Annotated in this window: 21 protein-coding genes; 10 read left to right on the top strand and 11 right to left on the bottom strand. The window is 60.8% G+C overall.

All coding sequences use genetic code 11. The features are described from left to right. Positions 1 to 124: 124 nt before the first annotated feature. The 5 genes from KGB20_RS10480 to KGB20_RS10500 all read right to left on the bottom strand — a co-directional run bounded on the left by KGB20_RS10480 (position 125) and on the right by KGB20_RS10500 (position 4,477). The gene (locus tag KGB20_RS10480; RefSeq protein ID WP_150813636.1) at positions 125 to 1,147 is read right to left on the bottom strand and encodes an SIS domain-containing protein; all 1,023 of its coding nucleotides are present in this window, start codon (positions 1,145 to 1,147) and stop codon (positions 125 to 127) included. Beyond that, positions 1,128 to 2,234, bottom strand: a complete 1,107-nt coding sequence (nagA, locus tag KGB20_RS10485; RefSeq protein ID WP_056721211.1) for an N-acetylglucosamine-6-phosphate deacetylase — start codon at positions 2,232 to 2,234, stop codon at positions 1,128 to 1,130. The genes KGB20_RS10480 and nagA overlap by 20 nt, the downstream gene beginning before the upstream one ends. Before the next feature lie 39 nt (positions 2,235 to 2,273). Further along, a complete protein-coding gene (locus KGB20_RS10490) occupies positions 2,274 to 3,005 on the bottom strand; it encodes a GntR family transcriptional regulator (protein WP_150813637.1) in 732 nt (243 codons plus the stop codon). Positions 3,006 to 3,300: 295 nt separating this feature from the next. Beyond that, positions 3,301 to 3,804: a murein L,D-transpeptidase family protein gene (locus KGB20_RS10495; RefSeq protein WP_007982819.1), complete on the bottom strand. Its 504-nt coding sequence runs from the start codon at positions 3,802 to 3,804 to the stop codon at positions 3,301 to 3,303. A 121-nt stretch (positions 3,805 to 3,925) separates the two neighbouring features. Continuing rightward, positions 3,926 to 4,477: an NUDIX hydrolase gene (locus tag KGB20_RS10500; protein WP_057716272.1), complete on the bottom strand. Its 552-nt coding sequence runs from the start codon at positions 4,475 to 4,477 to the stop codon at positions 3,926 to 3,928. Between the two features lie 147 nt (positions 4,478 to 4,624). On the opposite strand from KGB20_RS10500, the gene KGB20_RS10505 reads away from it, so the two are divergent. From KGB20_RS10505 to guaA, 8 genes are all read left to right on the top strand, one after another. Further along, positions 4,625 to 5,224, top strand: coding sequence for a CoA pyrophosphatase (locus KGB20_RS10505; RefSeq protein ID WP_150813638.1), 600 nt, complete (start codon positions 4,625 to 4,627; stop codon positions 5,222 to 5,224). 71 nt (positions 5,225 to 5,295) lie between these two features. Further along, positions 5,296 to 5,820 carry a gamma carbonic anhydrase family protein gene (locus KGB20_RS10510; protein WP_057716270.1) on the top strand — a complete coding sequence of 175 codons (525 nt, stop codon included), beginning with the start codon at positions 5,296 to 5,298 and terminating at the stop codon, positions 5,818 to 5,820. Next, complete coding sequence (locus KGB20_RS10515) at positions 5,817 to 6,032, top strand: DUF1289 domain-containing protein (protein WP_090453267.1); 216 nt, start codon at positions 5,817 to 5,819, stop codon at positions 6,030 to 6,032. The genes KGB20_RS10510 and KGB20_RS10515 overlap by 4 nt, the downstream gene beginning before the upstream one ends. A gap of 431 nt (positions 6,033 to 6,463) precedes the next feature. Further along, the gene (locus tag KGB20_RS10520) at positions 6,464 to 6,931 is read left to right on the top strand and encodes a VUT family protein (protein WP_057716267.1); all 468 of its coding nucleotides are present in this window, start codon (positions 6,464 to 6,466) and stop codon (positions 6,929 to 6,931) included. Positions 6,932 to 7,008: 77 nt separating this feature from the next. Next, a complete protein-coding gene (gene purT, locus KGB20_RS10525; protein ID WP_046040988.1) occupies positions 7,009 to 8,190 on the top strand; it encodes a formate-dependent phosphoribosylglycinamide formyltransferase in 1,182 nt (393 codons plus the stop codon). 186 nt (positions 8,191 to 8,376) lie between these two features. Then, on the top strand, positions 8,377 to 8,925 hold the full coding sequence (locus tag KGB20_RS10530) for a sugar ABC transporter ATPase (RefSeq protein WP_154861742.1): 549 nt from the start codon (positions 8,377 to 8,379) through the stop codon (positions 8,923 to 8,925). A gap of 238 nt (positions 8,926 to 9,163) precedes the next feature. Beyond that, a complete protein-coding gene (guaB, locus tag KGB20_RS10535) occupies positions 9,164 to 10,633 on the top strand; it encodes an IMP dehydrogenase (RefSeq protein ID WP_008053208.1) in 1,470 nt (489 codons plus the stop codon). 99 nt (positions 10,634 to 10,732) lie between these two features. Beyond that, a complete protein-coding gene (guaA, locus tag KGB20_RS10540) occupies positions 10,733 to 12,310 on the top strand; it encodes a glutamine-hydrolyzing GMP synthase (protein ID WP_008053207.1) in 1,578 nt (525 codons plus the stop codon). Positions 12,311 to 12,500: 190 nt separating this feature from the next. On the opposite strand, the gene KGB20_RS10545 is transcribed toward guaA, so the two are convergent. Then, positions 12,501 to 17,192 (bottom strand): membrane-targeted effector domain-containing toxin, encoded by a 4,692-nt coding sequence (locus KGB20_RS10545; RefSeq protein ID WP_154947052.1) that lies wholly within the window; start codon positions 17,190 to 17,192, stop codon positions 12,501 to 12,503. Between the two features lie 189 nt (positions 17,193 to 17,381). On the opposite strand from KGB20_RS10545, the gene KGB20_RS10550 reads away from it, so the two are divergent. Together KGB20_RS10550 and tadA are read left to right on the top strand one after the other, a co-directional pair. Further along, the gene (locus KGB20_RS10550; protein WP_090453270.1) at positions 17,382 to 18,758 is read left to right on the top strand and encodes a multicopper oxidase family protein; all 1,377 of its coding nucleotides are present in this window, start codon (positions 17,382 to 17,384) and stop codon (positions 18,756 to 18,758) included. Next, a complete protein-coding gene (gene tadA, locus KGB20_RS10555) occupies positions 18,758 to 19,255 on the top strand; it encodes a tRNA adenosine(34) deaminase TadA (protein ID WP_154947053.1) in 498 nt (165 codons plus the stop codon). The genes KGB20_RS10550 and tadA overlap by 1 nt, the downstream gene beginning before the upstream one ends. A gap of 114 nt (positions 19,256 to 19,369) precedes the next feature. On the opposite strand, the gene cmoB is transcribed toward tadA, so the two are convergent. The 5 genes from cmoB to lon form a co-directional block, all read right to left on the bottom strand. Further along, complete coding sequence (cmoB, locus tag KGB20_RS10560; protein WP_154947054.1) at positions 19,370 to 20,326, bottom strand: tRNA 5-methoxyuridine(34)/uridine 5-oxyacetic acid(34) synthase CmoB; 957 nt, start codon at positions 20,324 to 20,326, stop codon at positions 19,370 to 19,372. Then, entirely contained in the window at positions 20,323 to 21,066 is a 744-nt protein-coding gene (gene cmoA, locus KGB20_RS10565) for a carboxy-S-adenosyl-L-methionine synthase CmoA (protein WP_057716260.1), read from the bottom strand. The genes cmoB and cmoA overlap by 4 nt, the downstream gene beginning before the upstream one ends. Before the next feature lie 189 nt (positions 21,067 to 21,255). Then, a complete protein-coding gene (locus tag KGB20_RS10570; protein WP_154947064.1) occupies positions 21,256 to 21,891 on the bottom strand; it encodes a lysoplasmalogenase in 636 nt (211 codons plus the stop codon). Between the two features lie 2 nt (positions 21,892 to 21,893). Continuing rightward, a complete protein-coding gene (locus tag KGB20_RS10575; protein ID WP_150813643.1) occupies positions 21,894 to 22,286 on the bottom strand; it encodes a protease inhibitor I42 family protein in 393 nt (130 codons plus the stop codon). Between the two features lie 208 nt (positions 22,287 to 22,494). Beyond that, entirely contained in the window at positions 22,495 to 24,912 is a 2,418-nt protein-coding gene (gene lon, locus KGB20_RS10580) for an endopeptidase La (RefSeq protein WP_150813644.1), read from the bottom strand. Positions 24,913 to 25,126: the final 214 nt, after the last annotated feature.

A 25,126-nucleotide genomic window follows, 5' to 3' on the forward strand; every position in this document is an offset into this window, starting at 1 on the left:
ATCAACACGCCCCCCTCTGTAGGAGCGAGCTCGCTCGCGATGGACTAAAGAACACCGCGTTTATCCAGCAAACACGCGTTTTCGTTGACGACCATCGCGAGCAAGCTCGCTCCTACAAGGGTGGTTAGTGCGTACGCGTGACTTTGCTCAGGTGCCGTGGCTGGTCCGGGTCCATGCCGCGGGCCACGGCCAGGCCGGCGGCCATCACGTAGAAACTCTGGATCGCGAGAATCGGGTCGAGGGCCGGGTGTTCGGCGCGGGTCAGCGTCAGGTCGCGTTCAAGCACGTCATCCGGCGCGGCCAGCAGCACAAGGGCGCCGCGTTGGCGCATGTCGGCGGCCAGGCTCAGCAAACCGGCCTGTTCGGCGCCCCGTGGGGCAAACACCAGCAGCGGGTAGTTGTCGCCAATCAAGGCCATCGGACCGTGACGGACTTCGGCGCTGCTGAAGGCTTCGGCCTGGATCGCCGAGGTCTCCTTGAACTTGAGCGCCGCTTCCTGGGCGATGGCGAAACCGGCGCCACGGCCGATCACCATCAGCCGCTGACAATCGCGCAAGGCGTCGATGGCCCGGCTCCAGTCCTGTTGCGCGGCGTCGCGCAGGCCATCGGGCAAGGCGCGGCAGGCGTCGAGCAGTTCGGTGTCTTCTTTCCAGTGGCCAATCAGCCGGGCGCTGGCGCTGAGGGTGGCGATAAAGCTCTTGGTCGCCGCGACGCTGCTTTCGGTGCCGGCACACAGCGGCAGGCTGAATTCGCAGGCGGCTTCCAGCGGCGAGTCTTCGGCATTGACCAGCGAAATGCTCAAGGCGCCGCGCTTGCGCAACAGGCGCAGGCTGTTGACCAGGTCCGGGCTTTGCCCTGATTGCGAAAAGGCGAATGCCACCTGGCCGCTGACCTTCAACGGTGCCTGTTGCATGGTCACCACCGACATCGGCAGCGACGCCACCGGGATGCCCAGCAGTTGCATGGTCAGGTAGGCGAAGTAACTGGCGGCATGGTCGGAGCTGCCGCGCGCCACGGTCATGGCCACTTGCGGCGGCTGACGACGCAGGCGCCCGGCGATCTCGATCATCTGCGGGTCGAGTTGCTGTAATTGGGCTTGCACGGCCTCGAACGAGGACAGCGCCTCTTCAAGCATTTTTGAAGTCAATGTCTTCTCCTTCGACCATGACGGCGGTCAGTTTCAGTGAGCGATCCAGCCGCACGCAGTCGGCCCAGGCCCCCGGTTGCAGGCGCCCGCGTTCGGTGATGCCGAGGTAGTCGGCGGGGAATTGCGACAGGCGCTGCGAGGCTTCGGCGATGGGCAGGCCGATTTTCACCAGGTTGCGCAGAGCCTGATCCATGGTCAGGGTGCTGCCGGCCAGCGTGCCGTCGGGCAGGCGCACGCCACCGAGGCATTTGGTCACGGTGTGGCTGCCGAGTTTGTACTCGCCATCGGGCATGCCGGCGGCGGCGGTCGAGTCGGTGACGCAATACAGGCAAGGAATCGAACGCAGGGCCACGCGGATGGCGCCGGGGTGCACGTGCAGCAAATCCGGGATCAGTTCGGCGTATTTGGCGTGGGCCAGGGCAGCGCCGACGATCCCGGGCTCCCGGTGATGCAGTGGGCTCATGGCGTTGTAGAGATGGGTGAAACTGCTGGCGCCGGCCTCCAGCGCGGCCACACCTTCCTCATAACTGCCCAGGGTGTGGCCGATCTGCATGCGAATGCCGCGGCTGCTGAGGTCGCGGATCAAGGCATCGTGACCGGCGATTTCCGGGGCAATGGTGATCACCCGGATCGGCGCGAGCGCCAGGTACGCTTCGACTTCGGCCATCAGCGCGGTGTGGGCGAAGTTGGGTTGCGCGCCGAGTTTGCCAGGGTTGATGTAGGGGCCTTCGAGGTGCACGCCAAGCACCCGGGCGCAGCCTTGGGGGCGCTGCTCACAGAATTCGCCGACGGCCTGGAGCACGCTGGATATCTCTTCGCTCGGTGCCGTCATGGTGGTGGCCAGCAGCGATGTGGTGCCGAAGCGCACGTGAGTACGGGTGATAGTTTCGAAGGCCGGCGCGCCTTCCATGATGTCTTTGCCGCCGCCGCCGTGAACGTGCAGGTCGATGAAGCCCGGCAGCAGGTACGGCAAATCGTTGTCCGCCGGATCGCAGGGCTGGCCTTCGATCGACACGACTTTGCCGTGCTCATGGACCAGTCGGCCGCGAACCCAGCCGTGGGCGGTGAGGATGTTGTCTTCGGACATGATCGGTTCTCTGGGTGGACGGTTTCGCGGTGCAGCGTTCTAGCGGCGAAGCTCTGCGACAAAGTCGTAGTAGTCGTTACGGCAATAGGTGTCGGTGACTTCGATGGGCGTGTTGTCTTCCAGGTAGCCGACCCGGGTCATCAGCAGCATGGCGGTGCCGGGGGCAATGCCCACCAGGGCTGCGAATTCGTCCGAGGCGTTGATCGCCTGAATGTGCTGCAGGGCGCGGACAACCGGTTTGCCGATGCCGTCGAGGAATTCGTAGAGGGAGTCGCCCACCGCCTGCGGCTTGGGAATGATCGAGGCGGGCAGGGTGCTCATCTCGATGGCCATCACCGTGTCGTCGGCCTTGCGCAGGCGTTTGAGGCGCGCGACTTTGTCGTTGGGCGACAGGCCGAGGCGGATCAGTTCTTCGTGGGTCGGCAGGGTGATTTCCCGCTCCAGCCATTGCGATCCGGGCACGAAACCCTTGAGGCGGAGCATTTCACTGAAACCGGAAAGGCGCGACAACGGTTGTTCGAGACGCGGCGTGATGAAGGTGCCGGAGCCCTGGTTGCGGCGGATCAGGCCTTGTTCGAACAACACTTCCAGAGCCTTGCGTGCAGTGACGCGGGAGATGCCCAGCGCCTCGCTCAGATTGCGCTCCGACGGCATGGCCTGTTCGGCTTTCCATTGGCCGGCATGGATCGCCGCTTCCAGATTGCGTGCCAGTTGCAGGTACAACGGCGTGGGTTGGGTGTCGTCGGGGCGCAGGGCTGAAAGGTCGTTCATTTAATTATTGTCCGACGCGTCTGTAGGAAAGTTACTTGTTCGCTCTAGGACAAAAAACTAATACCACTTGAATACCATGTCAATGCAGCTCTCAGGCTGCAGGTGCGGTAAACAGGCCTTATTGGGCGCAGTGGAAAGAGGCTGGATTGAAGTGGTATTAGCGGCGGGAGGATTTGAAGCAAAGATCGCAGCCTTCGGCAGCTTCTACAGGGGGAAATGGTATTCACCCTGCAGGAGCTGCCGAAGGCTGGAATTTTTTTGATTTTTTTTGCGAGGCGACCAAAGGTCGGGGGATTTACGGGCGGATCTCGATCATCGTGCCGTCCGGCACCAGGTTCCAGACTTCGCGCATGTCCATGTTGCGCATGGCGATGCAGCCGTCGGTCCAGTCCAGGGTGTGGAACAGGTCTTCCGGGGTGTCTTCGCTGTCCGGGGTGCCGTGGATCATGATCATGCCGCCGGGCTCGACGCCTTCACGACGGGCGCGGGCAGAGTCGCTGATGTTCGGGTAGGAAATGTGCATCGCCAGGTTGAAACGGTCGCTGATCTTGCGCCAGTCGACCCAGTAGAAGCCTTCCGGGGTGCGCTTGTCGCCTTCCATCAGCTTCGGCCCCTTGGGACGCTTGCCCAGGGAAATGCGATAGGTTTTGAGCGGCTTGCCGTCATTGATCAATTGCAATTGATGGGAAGACTTGAGAATCAGGATTTTCTCGATGACCTTGCCGTCCAGGGTTTCCACGGCAGAAGCCTGGGACACCGTGACAAACGACAAACAGAACAGGGCAAGCAACCAGCGCATTGAAACGATTCCCCAGGAGGTGTCGCGACTATTTATGTATAGAAGTTTTTGCAGGAGCTGCCGCTGGCTCGGGCCGCATTCGGACAATCTTTCGGCGCCTCCCGGTGATGCCGAGATGACATCAGATAATGGCAGGCTGAGCAAGCGGCGGGATCGATTCAGACCGAACGGGATAGATTTCGGTCCGCCGGTCAGCGAAGAAGCATTCTAAGGTACGGCCCACCGTGCGGAAAGCCAGCTCATCCCATGGAATGTCCGCTTCGTCGAATAGTTGCACTTCCAGGCTCTCGGGGCCGGCGCAAAAGTCCAGGTCCACCAGTTCGGCACGGAAGAACACATGCACCTGGCTGATGTGCGGCACGTCGATCAGGGTATAGATGTTCAGGTTGCGCACCCGGGCGCAGGCTTCCTCGGCCGTCTCGCGAATGGCGGCCTGTTCGATGGTCTCGCCGTTCTCCATGAAACCGGCGGGCAGGGTCCAGTAACCGCGTCGCGGCTCGATGGCCCGCCGGCACAGCAATACCTGGGTGCCCCAGGTCGCCACGCAGCCGGCGACGATGTTGGGGTTCTGGTAGTGAATGGCGTGACAACTGTCGCAGACAAAGCGCAGGCGCGAATCGCCTTCGGGAATGCGTTGGGTTACCGGGTTACCGCACTGGCTGCAAAATTTCATGCTGGGGTTCCTGAATGCTGCGCCTATCTTGGCGTGCGGCAGTGCCGGTCGGCAAGTTGTCGTTTCGCGACATGGGGCGGTTGCGGGGGTTGGGCGACCGCAGCGATTGGTGCATGATGCCGGGTAAGGCACAAATCGAGAACACTCATGCTGGACGAGCTACTGCATCGGGTTAGTAACCACACTCCACGCACACTGGAGACCGATCGTCGTTTTCCCGAGGCCGCGGTGCTGGTGCCCATCACCCGCAGTGACGAGCCCGAGCTGGTGTTGACCCTGCGTGCCAGCGGCCTGTCGACCCATGGCGGCGAAGTTGCCTTCCCCGGCGGGCGCCGTGACCCCGAAGACCCCGACCTGATTTTCACCGCCCTGCGTGAAGCCGAAGAAGAGATCGGCCTGCCGCCGGGGCTGGTCGAGGTGATCGGACCGCTCAGCCCGCTGATCAGCCTGCATGGCATCAAGGTCACGCCCTATGTCGGGGTGATCCCGGATTTTGTCGAATACCGGGCCAACGACGCCGAGATCGCCGCGGTGTTCAGCGTGCCCCTGGAATTCTTCCGTAAAGACCCTCGCGAACATACCCACCGCATCGACTATCAGGGCCGCAGCTGGTACGTGCCGAGCTATCGCTATGGCGAATACAAGATCTGGGGGCTGACGGCGATCATGATCGTCGAGTTGATCAACCTGCTGTATGACGCCAAAATCAGCCTGCATCAGCCTCCCAAAAGCTTTATCAATATCTGAAGCCATCGTTCGAATGGCCTGAATCCTGGTTTTGCTGAAAAAAGCCTGCCTGAGCCTTGAGGAATACAACAATGAAATACCGCCTGGGCGACGCCCGCGTCGAAACCCATCCACAGAGCTGGGTCGCACCCAATGCCGTGCTGGTGGGCAAGGTCAAGCTGGAAGAGGGCGCCAACGTCTGGTTCAACGCCGTATTGCGCGGCGACAACGAATTGATCCTGATCGGCAAGAACAGCAACGTCCAGGACGGCACTGTGATGCACACCGACATGGGCTACCCACTGACCATCGGTACCGGCGTGACCATCGGCCACAACGCCATGCTCCACGGCTGCACCGTCGGCGACTACAGCCTGATCGGCATCAACGCGGTGATTCTCAACGGTGCGAAGATCGGCAAGAACTGCATCATCGGCGCCAATTCGCTGATCGGCGAAGGCAAGGAGATTCCGGACGGATCGCTGGTCATGGGCTCGCCCGGCAAAGTGGTGCGCGAATTGACCGAGCCGCAAATCAGGATGCTGGAGGCCAGCGCTGCTCACTACGTGCACAACTCGCAGCGCTATGCCCGCGACCTGGCCGAGCAGGAAGAATGACTGCCAGCGAACGCCCGGTTGCATCGCCCTGCGTGAATATCTGTGCGCTGGACGACGATGACATCTGCACCGGTTGCCAACGCACGGTGGAGGAGATTACCCGCTGGAGCCGCATGACCAACGACGAGCGACGCACGGTGTTGGGGTTGTGTCATGAGCGGGCCAAGGCCAGTGGGTTGATCTGGATGTTACCTTCCAAATCCGATAACTGAATCGCCCTCAGAAAGTGCTTCGCACTTTATCGCGAGCAAGCTCGCTCCCACATGGGAATGCGTTTGATTGTGGGAGCGAGCTTGCTCGCGATGGACTCAAGAACACCTCGGGGAGCCAGACTTCCCGCGTTATCGTTAACGACCATCGCGAGCAAGCTCGCTCCCACATGGGAATGCGTTCGACTGTAGGAGCGAGCCTGCTCGCGATGGACTCAAGAACACCTCGGGGAGCCAGACGTCCCGCGTTATCGTTAACGACCATCGCGAGCAAGCTCGCTCCCACATGGGAATGCGTTTGACTGTGGGAGCGATCTGCTCGCGATGGACTCAAGAGCACCGCGGGGAGCCAGACGTCTCGCGTTATCGTTAACGACCATCGCGAGCAGGCTCGCTCCTACAGTATCCTGTGCGGCAAAATTACAGGTACTTCCATGCTCTTCCTGATCGCCTACATCAGCAGCGTCGTGCTGATCAACTACGCCTTTTCCACCGCCCCGCACCTGGACATCATCTGGTCGGCCTGGGGCGGGCTGGTGTTCGTGTTGCGCGACATGGTGCAAGCCCGATTCGGGCATGGCGCCCTCGCAGCGATGCTGGTGGCGCTGGTGTTGTCCTATGTCACCTCCGATCCGTCCATCGCCTTGGCCAGCGCCACGGCGTTCGCCGTTTCCGAGTGCATCGACTGGCTGGTGTTCAGCATCACCCGGCGCCCGCTGCACGATCGCCTGTGGATAAGTTCGGCCCTGAGCATTCCCCTCGATACCTTTATCTTTTTCGGCATGATCGACGCCCTGACGCCGGGCGTGATCCTCACCGCCCTGGGCTCGAAATTCGCCGGGGTCACCGCCGTGTGGCTGATCATGGCCTGGCGCCTGCGCAAACAGGCTGTCGTCAGCTGAAGTTCATGTAAAATGCCGCGCTTTCTCCCCATGGGAAGCGTGCTTCCCTCGATGATCCGCTCCTTGAGGACCTTCAGATGACCCGTATCGGAACTCCATTGTCGCCGACCGCGACCCGCGTATTGATGTGTGGCTGTGGCGAGTTGGGCAAGGAAGTGGTGATCGAGCTGCAACGCCTGGGCGTTGAAGTGATTGCCGTGGACCGCTACGCGAATGCGCCGGCCATGCAGGTGGCGCACCGCAGCCACGTGATCAACATGCTCGATGGTGCTGCCCTGCGTGCCGTGATCGAAGCCGAAAAGCCGCACTTCATCGTGCCGGAAATCGAAGCCATCGCCACCGCGACCCTGGTGGAGCTGGAGGCCGAAGGCTTCACCGTTATCCCGACTGCCCGCGCTGCGCAGCTGACCATGAACCGTGAAGGCATCCGTCGCCTGGCCGCTGAAGAGCTGGACCTGCCAACCTCGCCGTATCACTTCGCCGACACCTTCGAGGACTACAGCAAAGCCGTTGAGGACCTGGGGTTCCCGTGCGTGGTCAAGCCGGTCATGAGTTCTTCGGGCAAGGGCCAGAGCCTGCTGCGTAGCGTCGATGACGTGCAGAAGGCCTGGGACTACGCCCAGGAAGGTGGTCGTGCCGGTAAAGGTCGGGTGATCATCGAAGGCTTCATCGATTTCGACTACGAAATCACCCTGCTGACCGTGCGCCATGTCGGCGGCACCACCTTCTGCGCGCCGGTCGGTCACCGTCAGGAGAAGGGCGACTACCAGGAATCCTGGCAGCCGCAAGCCATGAGCCCGGTTGCCCTGGCTGAGTCCGAACGTGTCGCCAAAGCCGTGACCGAAGCCTTGGGCGGCCGTGGTCTGTTTGGTGTCGAGCTGTTCATCAAGGGTGATCAGGTGTGGTTCAGCGAAGTCTCGCCGCGCCCGCATGACACCGGCCTGGTCACGCTGATTTCCCAGGACCTGTCGCAGTTCGCCTTGCACGCGCGGGCCATTCTCGGTCTGCCGATCCCGTTGATCCGTCAGTTCGGGCCTTCGGCCTCGGCGGTGATCCTGGTGGAAGGGCAGTCGACCCAGACCGCCTTCGCCAACCTGGGTGCTGCCCTGAGCGAGCCGGATACCGCGCTGCGCCTGTTCGGCAAGCCTGAAGTCAACGGTCAGCGCCGCATGGGCGTGGCCCTGGCGCGCGACGAATCGATCGAAGCCGCCCGCGCCAAGGCGACCCGTGCTTCGCAGGCGGTTGTTGTCGAGCTGTAAACACCCTCGCGGACCAGCCCGTATCCCTGTGGGAGCGAGCTTGCTCGCGAAAGCGGTGTGTCAGACACATCAATGTTGACTGACACTCCCTCTTCGCGGGCAAGCCCGCTCCCACAGGTCCGGTGTTCAGTCTCTATAATTTGGGGGTGCCCAAGACCCTTTATCAATGTTCCAGGCCTGCACCCCATGAATTCCCAAAGCATCATCGTCCCGAAAATCTCCACCCTGCCGGTACACGAACCCCGGGCCCGGGCCGTCGTGCGCTGGCTGGTGCGCAAGAACATCATCCAGGAAGAACTGACCACGTGCGGCCGCACCGGCAATCGCATGGGTCATGCGATTGCCGAGGGTGCCCGTGAGGTGGTTTTGCACCCGGACGCGCTGCCGTTCGGCGAGCCGGTCAATGGTCTGGAGATCATCACCAAGCGCTGCATCTATACGCCGGCCAAGGGTTTTCTTGGCGAAGCGGGCTGCGCCGAGTGCCGCAAGGAAGTGGGTGAAGCCCTGTTCGAAAGCCTGGAAGACTGGATGCCGGGGCGTACCGACAACTTCACCTGTCCCGAATGCGGGCATGAAGACGACATCAACGGCTTCCTGTTCCTGCAGGAGTGCGGCTTCTCCAACCTCGGTTTCATCTTCAACAACTGGGCCGAAGCCGGGTTCAAACAGAGCTTTATCGATGAATTCGCCGATTGGCTGGATCAGCCGGTCAGTTGGGTGAAAGTCGAACTCTGATGACCTTGTAGGAGCGAGCCTGCTCGCGATGGTCGTGAACGATGACGCGTGCTGTCTGAAAACAAGCGTTGCCTGCAAGCTCATCGCGAGCAGGCTCGCTCCTACAAAAAAGCAGCAATCCCGCCTTTTAATCCCCGTATGTCAGTAATGCCAATAATAGACAGAGTTTTACATTGAACCCGAAGGGGTGTCTGACTATAATGGCGCGCTTCCATTTTCCCGCTCGGGAGCCCCCGCGATGCTGCGTATCAGCCAAGAAGCTCTGACATTCGACGACATTCTCCTAGTGCCCGGTTATTCCGAGGTGCTTCCTAACGAAGTCAGTCTCAAGACCCGCCTTACCCGTGGCATCGAGCTGAATATTCCACTGGTTTCCGCTGCCATGGACACCGTCACTGAAGCCCGTCTGGCAATCGCCATGGCTCAGGAAGGTGGTATCGGCATCATCCACAAGAACATGACCATCGAGCAGCAAGCTGCCGAAGTCCGCAAGGTCAAGCGTTACGAAGCTGGTGTGGTCAAAGACCCGATCACCATCGTCGCCGACGCCACCGTGCGCGAGTTGTTCGAATTGACCCGCATGCACAACATCTCCGGCGTTCCGGTACTGCACAATGGCGACCTGGTCGGTATTGTCACCTCCCGTGACGTGCGTTTCGAGAACCGTCTGGAAGCCACTGTCCGTGAAGTGATGACGCCTAAAGAGCGTCTGGTCACGGTCAAGGAAGGCGCCGACAAGAACGATGTGCGTGAACTGCTGCACAAGCACCGCATCGAACGCGTGCTGATCGTCGACGACAAATTCGCCCTCAAGGGCATGATGACCGTCAACGACATCGAAAAAGCCAAGGCTTACCCGCTGGCCAGCAAGGACGATCAAGGTCGTCTGCGCGTGGGTGCTGCAGTCGGTACCGGTAAAGACACCGGTGATCGCGTTGCCGCACTGGTCGCCGCCGGCGTTGACGTGGTGGTGGTCGACACCGCTCACGGTCACTCCAAGGGCGTGATCGACCGCGTTCGCTGGGTCAAGCAGAACTTCCCTGAAGTGCAGGTCATCGGCGGCAACATTGCCACCGGCGCCGCCGCCAAGGCCCTGGCCGAAGCTGGCGCCGACGCAGTCAAGGTCGGTATCGGCCCTGGCTCGATCTGCACCACCCGTATCGTCGCCGGTGTCGGCGTGCCGCAAATCAGCGCCATCGCCAACGTCGCCGCTGCCCTTGAAGGCACAGGCGTACCGTTGATCGCCGACGGCGGCATCCGTTTCTCCGGTGACCTGTCCAAGGCCATCGTGGCCGGTGCTTCCTGCGTGATGATGGGCTCGATGTTCGCCGGTACCGAAGAAGCGCCGGGCGAGATCGAACTGTTCCAGGGCCGTTCGTACAAGGCTTATCGCGGCATGGGTTCGCTGGGCGCCATGTCCCAGGCCCAAGGCTCCTCCGACCGTTACTTCCAGGACTCCTCGGCAGGCGCCGAGAAGCTGGTTCCGGAAGGTATCGAAGGGCGTGTTCCGTACAAGGGCACCCTGAGCGCGATCATCCACCAGTTGATGGGCGGCCTGCGCTCCTCGATGGGCTACACCGGCAGCGCCGACATCGAAGAGATGCGCACCAAGCCTGAGTTCGTGCGGATCACCGGCGCCGGCATGGCCGAATCCCACGTTCACGACGTGCAGATCACCAAGGAAGCGCCAAACTACCGCGTAGGTTGAGCCTTCAAGCAACAAGCTAAGCAACCGGGGCTGTTTTATTCAGCCCCGAGTTGTTTCTGAATCACGACTGTTTCCGAATTTTTTAGACGAGACTGAATCATGGCCCTCGACATTCACGCTCACCGCATCCTGATCCTCGACTTCGGTTCCCAGTACACCCAGCTGATCGCCCGCCGCGTGCGTGAAATCGGCGTGTACTGCGAACTGCACCCGTTCGACATGGACGAAGATGCGATCCGCGAATTCGCTCCTAAAGGCGTCATCCTCGCCGGCGGCCCAGAGTCGGTTCACGAAGCCAACAGCCCTCGCTGCCCGCAAGCCGTTTTCGACCTGGGCGTGCCGGTCTTCGGTATCTGCTACGGCATGCAGACCATGGCCGAGCAACTGGGCGGCAAGGTTGAAGGTTCCGAGCTGCGTGAGTTCGGTTATGCCCGCGTTGATGTAGTCGGCAAGAGCCGCCTGCTGGACGGCATCGAAGACCACATCGACGCTGACGGCCTGTTCGGCCTCGACGTGTGGATGAGCCACGGTGACAAGGTCACCCGCATGCCGGAAGACTTCCACATCCTGGCCAGCACTCCGAGCTGCCCGATTGCCGGCATGTTCAGCGACGAGCGTCGTTACTACGGCGTGCAGTTCCACCCGGAAGTGACCCACACCAAGCAGGGCGGTCGCATCCTGTCGCGCTTCATCCTCGACATCTGCGAGTGTGAAGCCCTGTGGACTCCGTCGAAAATCGCTGAAGACGCCATCGCCCAGGTTCGCGCCCAGGTCGGCACCGACAACGTCCTGCTCGGCCTGTCCGGCGGTGTGGACTCGTCCGTGGTTGCCGCGCTGCTGCACAAAGCCATCGGCGACCAACTGACCTGCGTGTTCGTCGACAACGGCCTGCTGCGCCTGCACGAAGGCGAGCAAGTGATGGCCATGTTCGCCGAGAACATGGGCGTCAAGGTGATCCGCGCCAACGCCGAAGAGCAGTTCCTCGGTAACCTGGCCGGCGAAGCCGACCCGGAGAAGAAGCGCAAGATCATCGGCCGTACCTTCATCGACGTGTTCGATGCCGAATCCTGCAAGCTGGACAACATCAAGTACCTGGCCCAGGGCACCATCTATCCGGACGTGATCGAGTCGGCTGGCGCGAAAAGCGGCAAGGCCCACGTGATCAAGTCGCACCACAACGTGGGCGGCCTGCCGGAAGAAATGAACCTCAAGCTGGTTGAACCCCTGCGCGAGCTGTTCAAGGACGAGGTCCGTCGTCTGGGTCTGGAGCTGGGCCTGCCGTACGACATGGTCTACCGTCACCCGTTCCCGGGCCCGGGCCTGGGCGTGCGCATCCTCGGTGAAGTGAAGAAGGAATACGCTGACCTGCTGCGTCGCGCCGACCACATCTTCATCGAAGAACTGCGCAAGGCCGACTGGTATCACAAGGTCAGCCAGGCATTCGTGGTGTTCCAGCCGGTGAAATCGGTTGGCGTGGTGGGTGATGGCCGTCGTTACGCCTGGGTCGTGGCCCTGCGTGCCGTGGAAACCATCGACTTCATGACCGCGCGTTGGGCTCATCTGCCTTACGAACTGCTGGAAACCGTCAGCGGCCGCATCATCAATGAAATCGAAGGCATCTCCCGCGTCACCTACGACGTGTCGAGCAAGCCGCCAGCGACCATTGAGTGGGAATGATCGTATGAGCCTGTGAACGCAGGCTCAAAACGATAGCGACAAAAAGAAGCCCCGGGTTGTGAGACCCGGGGCTTCTTGCGTTTCAGTTGTGTTCGCCCGAAATCCCCTGTGGGAGCGAGCTTGCTCGCGATGAGGCCAGCACATCCAGCATCTCCCGCGCCTGACACGCCGCCATCGCGAGCAGCTTGATTTACACCGGCAAACGCCCTTCGAGGTTCATGCCCATACGGCTAAGACCCCAGGACAGCTCATCGATGTTGGCATAAGGCACCTGATTCACGTCGGTCCATGCGGGGCGATTGATCAGGTAGCTGCCGTCAGCCGTGCGCTCGACCGGTGTTCTTGCCAGTTGACCGACTCTGCTGCGATGGATCAGTGTCCAGTTTCCGTTCGATTTCTCGAAAGTGAACATGCCTTGCCGATACAGCAGTCGATTAAGCGCTTCCGGTGTCTTTTCAAGCAACGGCAGTGGCATCTGCAAGCTCAAGTCCGCGTGCAAAGTGTCGAAGTTTCCGTCGGTTAATTCGGGTTGGGTGGCAAAGCCGCGGCCTACCTCAATGCCTCGATCGGTTTCAATCAGCAGGCTTTCTTCCGGCAGCACTTCTTCGATGCGCAAACCAATACCGCCCTGCATTTCGCTGATGCCGGACATTCCACGAAAGGTGTTGATGTTTTCCTGATCCGTCAGCACCACCCATCTGCCCGCTCCGTTGAGCGTTTTGTCGGCCTCCATGATGGTGTGGGTGAGGTAGGTCTTGATGGCTTGCTCATGCATGTCGGGCATGGATGGGCCGGGGAAACGGTAACTGGCCAGGCAGTCGGTTGCCTGAATCCGAATACCATTTTGTTGAGCCGCCTTGACCACTTCAAGCGGGGTGAATCTGCCGGATGGATCGCTTTTCAGCTTCTGCAAATACGCCTGGAGATCATCGGGCATTGACCCGGTCTTGAAGAATTGATCGAGTTCCACCTGGTTGAAATCGTTGAGCAGGCGATGGAAATAGATCGTCTTGACTTCCTGTTGGGCAAGGGTCGGCATGTTCTCGATGAGAAACCGCATGCTGGCAATGCGGTCCTGGCTTTCACCGATGACCAGGCCAGGTGCGGCTTCAAATATCTTCGGAAGCAGTTCTGCGGCAGTGGTTGATGGCGTCACGACAGGAAGCTGCGGACGAGGGGGTAATGAAGCGAAAAAACCACTGCGGGTAAAGAATTGACGAGCGTCTTGTGACAGCTTGGCGCGCGGGGCCGCGACGTATCGTGCGTAAGTGGTCTCTGTGCGAAAGCTTCCGTCTGGCTGACGGATAAGTTTGATATGGGTTTCTCTCTCGTCCATCGCCAGTAGTCTGATACTGAATCGGTTAGTTGCATCGTATTGCGTGGCAGGGCGGCGCAGGATGGCCTGTGTTGGCTCTTGAACAGAGGCAGACGCAGAGGCCGGAGCAGATGTAGACGGCGGAACGCGGGACCCGCCCGGATGCCGGTTTCCACCCCCCCTGAGCCCGGCTCGGGGTGTCAGCTCCCATTCGCCCTCGGCATTGAGACGCACAGGGAGTGAACCTGAAAACGCGTTGGGATTTTCAGGATCGATGATGGCCCAGGTGCCGCCTCCGTTGGGATCGGCTTCGTAGCGCACGTAATAGGCCCTGTCATCGAGCAAGATCGCAGTGGCGGGGTTTGAGTCGAGTTGATAGATGCCCTGGAATTTTCCGGCTTCGCTCACGGGTGTCCGCCCCTCGAGCAGTTCATTGGCTTGCCAGTTGTCCGGTATTTCGATGTGTGGAGAGGCTTGCGACAAGGAGGAATCGAGTTCACTTGCCAGCTCGACGGGCCAACCCATGGGCTTCATGCCCTTTGCAACCAACGCTTGCTTGAGTTCTTCGAGGTTGTCCACTGTCATGGACTCGTAGGTTGGCCGAAGCGGGGTATCCAGATTCAGCATTCCACCCGGCGTGGATCTGATGACGCTGTCCGCCATCCCGTTGTTGGCATTGCGATAAACCACAAGGACGCTGCTGCGGTAGCGCTGAAAGGTGAACATCCCCGGTTCAGGCAACAGCGTTCGCAGTTGTTGCGGGGTCCTGTATGCCCATGGAGTTTCCATCTGCACGCGCACGTCGCCTTTGATCAGTGCATGGACGCTGTCGAAGTCCATGCCATCAGATACGTAAAAAACAGGGGAATCCGGATAGTCCGCATGCTCCACGGCCAACCCCGGATCGGAGTTGATGGGTTGCGCTTGCCCCGGCGCTACGTCATCGATACGAATACTCAGGGCATCGGTCTGTTCGCTAATGCCGCGATAGCCTCTGAATGTCGCCATGTTTTCCTGATTGACCAAGGCAATCCATTTGCCCGGTTCTTTCAATGCTTCGTTGAACCGGATGACCTCGCTGGAAAAAAAACTCCTGGCCATCTGGTAGTTGGATTCCCAGTCAGTCGCTTCTTTGTTGATGTTGTGGGTCGTCGACATGTCGATGGCCTGAACCCGGATCTGTTGGGCATTGGCGGCTTTGACCAGCGCCAGCAGATTGAATTGGCCTGTTGGGTCGTTGCCGGCCTTGATGTCGAGTTTGTTCAGGTAGTTTTCCAGCTCGGCGGGCATTTCACCGGTGCGCGCGAAGGTGTCCAGTTCGAGTTGATTGACGTTGGCCAGCAGCTCCTGCAAGTACAGGGTCTTGACGCCCTGTTGCGCGAGCGTTGGCATGTTTTCGATCAGGAACTGTTTGCTGCCGATGCTGCCCCGGCTCTCGCCGACAACCAGGCCCGGTTTTTCCGCGTAGGCCGTTTCAAGCAGCTCGCCTGGCGTGGCGAACGCTTGTGCAGAGGGCGCCGGTTGGCTCGGCGTCGGTGGGTGAAGCTCGTACCAGGCCTTGGCGTTGCTGATCAGGTTGCGACGAGGTCCTTCATGGGCCATCTCGAATTCGCTGAGCGTGATGACCTCTTGGCCGGCATCGGACATGAGTACGTTGTGGGCATCGATGCCTGCCACTGACCAGATCCGTCTGAACGGGCTGCGTACGTCTGGTCCACCCAGCGCCCATGTCCTCATTTCAGGGTCGTCAAGGCCCGGCACGTGAACGCCTGGCCGTCGTGACCACTCCTCGACGGCGGGGGAGGATACGGCCGCTGCTTGCATCCCGCCTCTGAGGCCCAGTTTGGGAACGATTTCCCATTCTCCCGAATCATTCATAAACCGTACTGGAATCGAATCCGTGAAAGAGTCGGGATTGGCCGGGTCGATGATTGCCCAGTACCCACGCCCGTTGAGGCTGTTTTCATAACGCACGTAATAGGCGTTGCCGTTGAGTTTGATGGCGGACGAAGGATTCGAGGCGAGCCGATATGTACTCAGGAACTTGCCAGGTTCACGAACCAGGGCGTCATCGCTGAGCACATCATTAATCCTGAAGGCGTCCGGCACTGATGACGCAGGCCTGCCCTCAGTCGAGCCCGTGACAGCTTCTGATTCTCCTGCGATGGGGTCGACCTTCGACCCGGCGGTTTCGGCAGGTGTGGTTGATTCAACCAGATCGGCCATTTCTTTGGCTTCGGCGGCGTCGATGTCCGGGCCGATTTCCTCCAGCGATCCCGGACCTTTGAGCACCAGGAGGTTGAACAGCAAATCGATACCGCTGAGCACGGCGCCAAGAACGCCGGCCTTGCGCTCCCCGGCGGTTTTGCCGTTGACCGCCTGATCGATGTTCAAACCCAGGCTGGCGATACTGGCGCCGACCACCGGCAGGGCAATCGGCCAACCGACCACCGCCATGGGACCGAATACTTTTAAACCGGCGCTGAGGTAACCGATCCAGAGTTTTTTGCGCAGATCGCCATTGGACGTCAGCGAGAGTTCGGCTTCGGAAAACATTGCGTTTTGGGTCGAGTTGCTCAACCAGCTGAATGCGTCGCCGGTGATGACCTGGTTTTTTTGATTGATCAGGTGATGGTCGTACTTGCCCCAAGTGCTGACCAGCCGGTTCATGATATCGGTGATGTTCTTGTCGATGGCTTGACGATCGGCCAAGGAAAAATGCGTCATGAAGCCTCGGCGAGCCTCTTCTTCGTTCATCTGCTGCAACATCCAATAGTGCATGTCCGTCGCGGTTTCCAGCACTTTGAAAGCGACGTTTTCACCGGGCAGGTACACGATCTGGCGCCCCTTGGGTGCGACGAAACGCAGGATGTTGGTGGCCAGGTACCCGTCGACGTCCAGAGCCCGAACAATGTCGGCGCAAGGGTGCTGAGCCCGCAGCATCTGCAGGTCGACAGGCCAGTTGATCGGACCCATTACGGCGTTCGTGACGAACTGGAAGTCATCGTCGCTCAACTGCCGTTTGTCCCTGGCCTTTACGGCTTGTATCAGAAAATTGCATTTGGCCAGGGTTCGGAAGTCGGTGCCGGACTGCTTCCAGAACGCGGTCAGCTTGTCGGTATAGAACGAGCTGAAATCGATGTTCCAGAACGCCTTCAGCACCTCGTTGCCGTGCAGGCGTACTTCGTTGGTTTCGTTGAACCTCCCGGCGTTCGGGCCGGCGGTATAAAAGCCTGCATAGACGTCAAGCAGGTCGGCGTTGTCCTGATCGCTGGTGCGAAAGCGCTGGATCACCAGCTGTGTCAGGGTCGTGGTTGACGTCGGCGTTGCTTTGACATGCTCCCAACCGGTGAACGTTTTCGAACTGCTTTCGGCTGTGTCGAAACGGTGGAAGTACACCTGATCCGGATCGAGGTCGGTAATGCCGGATTTTTTCAGTAAGTCGCTGGCGACTTCGTGCGCCGTGTCTTGCAGGCTCGGGCAAGTCTGGATGACGGTGGTGGCGATCGCCTTGAGCGCGGCCTTGTCGGCGGCATTGGGCAGCGGGCGTGTTTCGTTCGGGTTCATGCACTCTCTTTCCTTGAGAAAACGGGATGTCGAGGATGGCCGGTTTTTTCAAGGCAAGTGCACTACATAGTTATGCCCACAGCTGATGTGCGGCCACAGGTCACCCTTACCGTTTCGCAGTTGCAGGTGTATCGTATTCGCCTTTTACAGGCCCCGGGCCTGTCGCTGATACGTGAGGTAGTTGAGTTCATGTCGTTTACCCGTCGCCAAATCCTCGGTGGCCTGGCCGGTCTTGTTGTCGTTGGTGTCGGTGCAGGGGGCGCGTCGCGCTACTGGCTGGGCAAGATGGCCGACGCCGAGGCGGGTCACGACTACGAGCTGATCGCAGCGCCGTTGGACGTGGAACTGGTAGCCGGGCACAAGACCCAGGCCTGGGCGTTCGGCCCGTCGGCGCCGGGCACCGAGTTGCGGGTGCGCCAGGGTGAATGGCTGCGGGTGCGCTTCATCAACCACCTGCCGGTCGCGACCACCATTCACTGGCATGGCATCCGCCTGCCACTGGAAATGGACGGCGTACCCTACGTCTCGCAGCTACCGGTGTTGCCGGGTGAATATTTCGACTACAAATTCCGCGTGCCCGATGCCGGCAGCTACTGGTATCACCCCCATGTGAGCAGCAGCGAGGAACTCGGTCGCGGCCTGGTCGGCCCGCTGATTGTCGAGGAGCGTGAGCCCACCGGCTTCAAGTACGAAAAAACCTTGAGCCTGAAGAACTGGCACATCGATGAGCAGGGCGCTTTCGTCGACTTCAGTATTCCCCGGGAAGCGGCCCGTGGCGGCACGGCGGGGCGTCTGTCGACCATCAACGGCATCGCGCAAGCGGTGATTGATTTGCCGGCCGGGCAGATCACCCGTGTACGTTTGCTCAACCTCGATAACACCTTGACCTATCGCCTGAATATTCCCGGCGTCGAAGCGCAGATCTATGCGCTGGATGGCAACCCCATCGAACCGCGCCCGCTCGGCAAGGAATACTGGCTCGGCCCCGGCATGCGTATCTGCCTGGCGATCAAGGCACCGCCGGCCGGTGAAGAGTTGTCCCTGCGCAACGGCCCGGTGCGCCTGGGTACGCTGCGTTCGGTGGCCAACACCGACGCCCCGACCGAGTGGCCGCCCGCGCTGCCCGCCAACCCGGTGGCCGAGCCGGACCTGGCCAATGCCGAGAAACTCAACTTCAATTTCGAATGGGTCGGTTCGGTGTCGGTGAACGTCGATAATGGTAAGCCGCCAAGCCTGTGGCAGATCAACGGCAAGGCCTGGGACATCACCGACAAGACTTGCGCCGACCGTCCGATCGCCAAGCTCGAAAAGGGCAAGAGCTACATTTTCGAATTGAAAAACATGACCCAGTATCAGCACCCGATTCACCTGCACGGCATGAGTTTCAAGGTCATCGCCTCAAACCGGCACAAGGTCATTCCGTACTTCACCGACACCTACCTGCTGGGCAAGAACGAGCGCGCGCAGGTAGCGCTGGTGGCGGATAACCCGGGTGTATGGATGTTCCACTGCCATGTGATCGATCACATGGAAACCGGCCTGATGGCCGCTATCGAGGTGGCGTGATGCGTCAGATTCGTCCCGCCGCCATCATCGACCGCAGTCGTGATCGCGAATTCATGCGTGAGGCCCTGGCACTGGCGGCCCAAGGCGCGGCCCTCGGCGAAGTGCCGGTGGGTGCGGTACTGGTCCAGGATGGGGAAATCATCGGTCGCGGCTTCAACTGCCCGATCAGTGGCAACGACCCCAGCGCCCATGCCGAAATGGTCGCGATCCGCGCCGCCGCCCAGGCCGTCAGCAATTACCGGCTAACCGGCAGTACGCTTTACGTGACGCTGGAGCCGTGCAGCATGTGCGCGGGCCTGATCGTGCACTCGCGGATTGCCCGGGTGGTGTACGGCGCGCTGGAGCCCAAGGCGGGGATCGTGCAGAGCCAGGGGCAGTTCTTTACCCAGGGCTTCCTGAATCATCGGGTACTGCATGAAGGTGGGGTATTGGCGGAGGAATGCGGGGCGGTGCTGAGCGAATTCTTCAAGGCCCGGCGCGCCAAACCTACAGACTGAATACCGCCCCCCTGTAGGAGCGAGCCTGCTCGCGATGGAGTGTCAGTCTAAGTGGTGTCGACTGACACACCATCGCGAGCAGGCTCGCTCCTACAGGGATCTCCATCGTGACAATTATTTGCGCGCCACAATCACCGCCCGCATCGGCGCCGGCAGCCCTTCAATGGTCTTGCTGTGATCTTCCGGATCGAGGAAGTCACTGAGCGACTGATACTTCATCCACTCCGTCCCGCGCTGTTCCTCGACCGTGGTGGTGCTCACGTCCACGCACTTCACGTCTGTGAACCCGGCACGTCGCAACCACAACTCCAGCGCCGGCACCGACGGCAGGAACCACACGTTGCGCATCTGCGCGTAGCGGTCCTCCGGCACCAGCACCTGATGTTTGTCGCCTTCGACCACCAGGGTTTCCAGCACCAGCTCACCGCCCTTGACCAGGCAATCCTTCAGCGCCAGCAAATGTTCGATGGGCGAACGGCGGTGGTAGAACACGCCCATGGAAAACACTGTGTCGAACCCTTCGAGGTTCGGCGGCAGGTCTTCGAACGGGAAGGGCAGGTGCCAGGCGTTCGGCTCGGACAGGTAGCGTTGCACCGCCTGGAACTGGCAGAAGAACAGCCAGTTCGGGTCGACACCGATCACGCTGTCCGCGCCGGCGCCAAGCATGCGCCACATGTAATAACCGTTGCCACAGCCGACATCGAGGATGCGCTTGCCCTTCAGGTTCAGGTGCGGGGCGACCCGTGACCACTTCCAGTCCGAGCGCCATTCGGTGTCGACGTGCACGCCGAACAAATCGAACGGCCCTTTGCGCCATGGCGACAGGCCCATCAGCGCGGTGCGCATTTGCGCGCGGGTCTCGTCGCTGCAATCGGTATCGAGCTTCAAGCCATTGAGCAAATCGACTTCACTCGGCTGGATCTTCGGCAGGGCGTCCAGCGCGCTTTGCCAGCGTTCCAGGTCGCCATGGCCCTTTTCCATTTTCTTGTCGAGTTGCGCTTGCAGGGTGTTGGCCCATTCGGCCAGCGGCGTGCCGGCCAGACGGCGGGCGAGGGGGGACAGATCAATCATGGCAAGGCAATCAACGAGGCAAAGTTAAGACACTGGAACCACGGCACGACTTTCGAGAACCCGGCGGCCAACAGGCGTTCGCGGTGTTCTTCGAGGCTGTCGGGCTTCATGACGTTTTCGATGGCGCTGCGCTTCTGGGCGATTTCCAGTTCGCTATAGCCGTTGGCGCGTTTGAAGGCGATATGCAGGTCGGTGAGCAACGCGTGTTCCTGCTCGTCTTCGAAACGCAGTTTTTCCGAGAGGATCAGGGCGCCGCCGGGCAACAGCGACTGACGGATGCGCGACAGCAATGCCGTGCGTTGGTCCCGGGCGATGAATTGCAGGGTGAAGTTCAGCGCCACCACCGAGGCCGGCTGGAACTCCAGCGCCAGGATGTCACCTTCGATCACCTCCACCGGCAGCAACTCCTGGAACATCGAGTCCTGACCGTTGAGGTACTCGCGGCAGCGTTCGACCATCGCCGCCGAGTTATCCACAGCGATGACGCGGCAACCGTCGGTGCGCACGTGGCGGCGCAGGGCCTGGGTCACGGCACCCAGCGACGAGCCCAGGTCGTAGAGCACGCTGCCCGGCTGGGCGAACTGCGCGGCGAGCACGCCGAGGTTTTCGACGATGGTCGGATAACCCGGCACCGAGCGCTTGATCATGTCCGGGAACACCCGCACCACGTCCTCGTTGAAGGCGAAGTCAGGCACCTGGGCCAGAGGCTGGGCGAAAAGGCGATCGGGTTCTTTGCTCACGGCGGTTCCAGCGGTGTAGGTGGAAAAGGCCGGCATTTTAGCCAAGTTGGCGCGGGGATGCGCGGGTTGTCTGATAAACCGCCAAGCAGCCTGCAAAGTCTGTGTGTTCAGTGATATTGCTATCGCGAGCAAGCTCGCTCCCACAAGGGCTGTGCAATACCTGTGGGAGCGAGCTTGCTCGCGATGGGGTCAGCGCGGTTTCTGAGTGAACGCCGATGCCGTGATGCCCCATTGCCCCAGCCAATAGCTGAGGATGATCACGTACGGCGCCGCGTCGAACGGCACCACAAACCGGCTGATGCCGATCACGCTGTCGGAGAACACGAATGCCACTGCGCCCGCCGCCGCCAGTAGCGCCGAGCGTTTGGGCACGTCGGTCCCGAGTCGGGCCAGGGCGCGCCAGAGCATGGCGCTGATCGCCGTGCCATAGACAATCACAGGCACCAACAATGGCCCGAGGCCGTTGGAAATCAGAATCCCCAGCAGGACGGCGCCGACACCGAGGGCCAGCATCAGCGGCATTACGGCCAGACGCCGGCAATCGCTCAAATACGCTTTCAGATAGGCCAGATGCGCAACCAGAAACGCCCCAAGGCCGAACACGAACAAATCCCCCGGCCATGCCAGCAACACGTCGCCGACCAGGGAGAAAATCAACCCCAGGCTGATCCAGCGCCGATACTCGCCTGGCGGTGCGTCGTGCAGCCAGCCGAGCAGGGCCAGCACCGGCAGCGGCTTGACCAGCAGGCACAGCAGGGACGCATGCACGCTCAGGCCATAAAGGAAGGTCACTGCGCCCATCAGCGCCAGAATCAGCCAGCCCACGGTCAGTTGACCGAGATCGCGCAGTCGAAAGAGTCCACCGGCAGCACTTCCGGCGCCCATGGCTGTTGCGAGGTCAGGCGCAAGCGTCCGGTGCCGGGCGCGAAAGCCTGAAAGCGCCAGGTCGAGACTCCGGCCGCGCCGACGATGCCGGCATCTTCCGGATTTCGATAAACCTCTGGGCCCAGGGCGTGCAACACACCGCCGGCCGAATCCTGGATCGCCCAGCGATAACCCGTGGTCGGATTGCTCGGCAGGGTCAGGATCAGGTTTTGCCCGTTGCTGAGCTGAACCGGACATTCGCTTTGTTTTTCCACTGTCACGTTGTGCGCAGGTTGCGTGGCGCATCCGGCCAGCAGGGCGAGGGCGAGGGGGACAAACAGGCGAATGGGGGACATAAGGTCAGTGGCTCCGGCGTTCACGACGAACGGCGAGCATAACTTAAGATGAGACAAAGTGTGACAGCCACGGGAATTGGCGTTTTGAGTACTGGCGCCTTCGCGAGCAAGCCCGCTCCCACATTAGACCGAGTGACTTGCTTATTACGCGATCAAATGTGGGAGCGGGCTTGCTCGCGAAGGCGATGGAGCAGGCGCTAGCGATATATCAGAACAACAGCTTCGCCACATCCGCAAACCGCTTGGCGAAGTGCACGGTAATCCCTTCCTTCAGATACTCCGGCAACTCCTCGAAATTCCCGCGGTTGGCCTCCGGCAGAATCAGCTCGAAAATCTTCTGCCGCCGCGCTGCGATCACCTTTTCCCGCACCCCGCCAATCGGCAATACATGCCCGGTCAACGTCAGTTCGCCGGTCATGGCCACGCCTTTTTTCGGTGGCTGATTGCGTGCCAGCGACAGCAGGGCGCTGGCCATGGTCACACCTGCGCTCGGGCCGTCTTTTGGCGTCGCACCTTCCGGCACGTGCAGATGGACGAAGGCTTCGTCGAAGAATTTCGGATCGCCGCCATAGGACTTCAGGTGCGAGCTGACATAGCTATAGGCGATTTCCGCCGACTCTTTCATCACATCACCCAATTGCCCGGTGAGCTTGAACCCACGGTTGAGGGTGTGGATGCGCGTGGCTTCGATCGGCAGGGTTGCACCGCCCATGCTGGTCCAGGCCAGCCCGGTGATCACGCCGACCCCCGCGAGCACCTGCTCGTTGCGGAACACCGGCTTGCCGAGTGAAGCCTCCAGGTCTTTCGGCCCGAGCTTGATCACGGCTTTTGGTTCGTCGAGCAGTTTCATCACCGCTTTGCGCACCAGTTTGCCGAGGTTTTTTTCCAGCTGGCGCACGCCGGCTTCACGGGCATAACCGTCGACCAGCGCCTTGAGCGCGCTGTCGCTGATGCTCAGACTGCCCTTGGACACACCGGCTTTCTCAAGCTGCTTGGGCCACAGGTGGCGCTTGGCGATGGCGACTTTTTCTTCGGTGATGTAGCCCGACAGGCGAATCACTTCCATCCGGTCCAGCAGCGGGCCGGGGATCGAATCCAGGGTATTGGCGGTGCAGATGAACAGCACTTTCGACAGATCCATACGCAGATCGAGGTAGTGGTCGAGGAACTCGACGTTCTGCTCCGGATCGAGGGTTTCCAGCAGCGCCGAGGCCGGGTCGCCCTGGTAGCTCTGGCCCATCTTGTCGATTTCGTCGAGCATGATCACCGGGTTCATCACTTCGACGTCTTTCAACGCCTGCACCAGTTTGCCCGGCTGCGCGCCGATGTAGGTGCGGCGATGGCCCTTGATCTCGGCTTCGTCGCGCATGCCGCCAAGGCTGAAGCGGTAGAACGGCCGGCCCAGGGATTCGGCGATGGATTTGCCGACGCTGGTCTTGCCCACGCCCGGCGGGCCCACCAGCAATACGATGGAACCGCTGATCTCGCCTTTGTAGGCGCCGACCGCGAGAAATTCGAGGATACGGTCCTTGATGTCATCGAGGCCGGCGTGATGTTTGTCCAGCACCTTGCGCGCGTGCTTGAGGTCGAGTTTGTCCTCGCCGTACACGCCCCACGGCACCGAGGTCGCCCAGTCGATGTAATTGCGGGTCACCGCATATTCCGGCGAGCCGGTTTCGAGCACCGACAGCTTGTTCATTTCTTCTTCGAGGCGTTTCTGCACCTGCGCCGGCAGGACTTTGCCCACCAGCCGCTGCTCGAACTGTTCGAGGTCGGCACTGCGGTCGTCCTTGGTCAGCCCCAGCTCCTGCTGGATAACCTTGAGTTGTTCCTTGAGGAAGAACTCGCGCTGATGTTCACCGATCTTGCGGTTAACTTCGGCGGAAATCTCTTTTTGCAGGCGCGCGACTTCGACTTCCTTGCGCAGCATCGGCAGGACTTTTTCCATGCGCTTGAGCATCGGCACGCAGTCGAGCACTTCCTGCAACTCGCTGCCGGTGGCCGAGGTGAGCGCGGCGGCGAAGTCGGTCAGCGGCGACGGATCGTTGGGACTGAAGCGGTTGAGGTAGTTCTTCAGCTCTTCGCTGTACAGCGGGTTGAGCGGTAGCAGTTCCTTGATCGCATTGATCAGCGCCATGCCATAGGCCTTGACCTCGTCGGTCGGCTCGGTGGGCTGGTGCGGGTATTCGACTTCCACCAGGTACGGCGGACGGTGATGCTTGAGCCAGGTCTTGAGGCGTACGCGGGTCAGGCCTTGGGCGACGAACTGCAGCTTGCCGTTTTCGCGGCTGGCGTGGTGCACCTTGACCAGCGTGCCGTAGAGCGGCAGGGCCGAGGTGTCGAAATGGCGCGGGTCTTCCTGGGGCGTGTCCATGTAGAACAGGGCCAGGGAGTGGTGATCGGATTTGCTGACCAGATCGAGGGTTTCGGCCCACGGTTCTTCGTTGACGATGACCGGCAGCACCTGGGCCGGGAAGAACGGTCGGTTATGGATCGGGATGACGTAGACCTTGTCCGGCAGGTTCTGGCCCGGCAGGGCCAGGCCTTTGCCAGGTTTGTGCTGCTGGGCGTTTTCCGGATCGGCGTATTCGCTCGGGTCTTCGGGGAATTCCTGCTGGTCGCTCATGGGGGCACCTGCGCAATGGGTATGGGTCTTAGATGGGGCAGGTTGGCGGTGGTTTCAACGGTCATTTTCTGCGACGCGGTGTTTCGCAGGTGTGTTCAGCAGACAGACAGGTTAGCTGAACCATGGCTGTGTGCGGTCAAAATGTGGGAGCGGGCTTGCTCGCGAAAGCGGTGTGCCAGACAACATTTGCATTGCCTGACACACCGCTTTCGCG

Origin of the sequence: Pseudomonas sp. BF-R-30, assembly GCF_019956175.1 — a bacterium.
Classification (GTDB): Bacteria; Pseudomonadota; Gammaproteobacteria; order Pseudomonadales; family Pseudomonadaceae; genus Aquipseudomonas; species Aquipseudomonas jessenii.